At 21.3% G+C, this 1,499-nt stretch carries 1 protein-coding gene; it reads right to left on the bottom strand.

Translation table 11 applies throughout. The features are described 5' to 3' along the window. Positions 1–62: 62 nt before the first annotated feature. The gene (locus tag BUA70_RS12860) at positions 63–1,421 is read right to left on the bottom strand and encodes a hypothetical protein (protein ID WP_072897916.1); all 1,359 of its coding nucleotides are present in this window, start codon (positions 1,419–1,421) and stop codon (positions 63–65) included. Positions 1,422–1,499: the final 78 nt, after the last annotated feature.

Below are 1,499 nucleotides of genomic sequence, written 5' to 3'. Positions count from 1 at the left end.
TAAATAATTATTTAAATATTATTATTTCAAAAATTATATAAAATATATTTCTTTAAAAATGATTATTTATCTCCTGCTTTAGAAATTATAGCAATATCTTTTCTAACTCTTTTCATAATGGCAAAAAGGGTTATTTTATAAAGAATTACTATCATAATAAATATAGGTATTATTGCAAGAACTCTATATTCTATATTAGGTGATAAGTTTCCAAACATAGCAAATATAAACCCAAATATTACATAAATTAATGCTATTATATTTTTATAAGCTATCTTTAATCTTTCTTTCTGTTTTCCTATAGTATCTTTTTCTTCTGATTTCTTTTTGCACTCTTGATTTTTCTTTATTAATATAGAATTTAATCCTTCTGATAATACAGAATCACCAAAAAGTATAGCTGCAACTATCTGTAAAGATATTGAAAACATCTCTAAAAGTTTATCAAAGGAGAACATAAGCTCCTTAAGTCCATTTAATATGTAATCCGCATCAGTAGATGTAGCACTTACACTATATAAATAGCTAAAAAGAATTATTATACCTAAAAGTAAAACAAATGACATTCCAATAACTATTCTACTGTTTATTATTGATATTACTATATAATCATTTATATCAGAGTCATCTTGAAGCTTTTTATCAACATTACTAAATTTAAAAAGTTGATTTTTTTTAGTAAGCTCAGATTCTTTAATCCATGCTTCTTTATTAAGCTTTTCTTCCTCAACATATTCTTTAAAATTATCTACTGATTGATCTATATCGTTATTGTAATCTAGTTTATAAAATATGGTCCAAATATTGGTATTATCTTTAGTATATACTCCACATTTTTTATCTATTATAGCTTTAAAGAATATAATTAAAAAGACTATAGATAAAATGTTAAAAAATAATACTTCTATTTTATGAAAATCTATAATCATAAGTATTAAAAATACACCATAAGCTATATGTATGTAATTTAATTTATTTAAACATCTCATCTTTTTTGTAAATTTAAATGATGGTATTGTTATAAAAGCGATGACTGTTATTATATCTCCTATAACTGTTATAAAGTTATTACTACTATAAAACCATATTAAACTAATTAAATTAGTTATAGATATTACAATAATATATGACAGTAAACTTATATTTTTTAAACTATTTAATCTTTCCCAAACTTCTTCCCTATTTATTATTCCATTCTCATCTTTTCTTTCATTTAAAAACTCATAATAAGAGTTCTCCTCATTTTTAGGAACTATATATGTTTTAAAAGGAAATTTATATACTAAAAGCATATCATCATCTAATCCATAGTTTGTCCAACATCTTTTATAAAATATATATTTTACAATTCCATAAAGGAAACTGGATATAATTACAAAAACTAAACATCTAATCAATAAAGTATATATTAGCTGAAACAAATAAATTCCTCCATTATAATTTATTTTCATTTATTATATTGAAAATTATAGCAAAGTAAACTTATATATACAAATATA

The sequence above is a fragment of the Clostridium fallax genome, assembly GCF_900129365.1.
Taxonomy (GTDB): domain Bacteria; phylum Bacillota; class Clostridia; order Clostridiales; family Clostridiaceae; genus Clostridium_AH; species Clostridium_AH fallax.
Note: the sequence above shows the minus strand (reverse complement) of the source record. Positions and strands in the feature narration are given on the sequence as shown.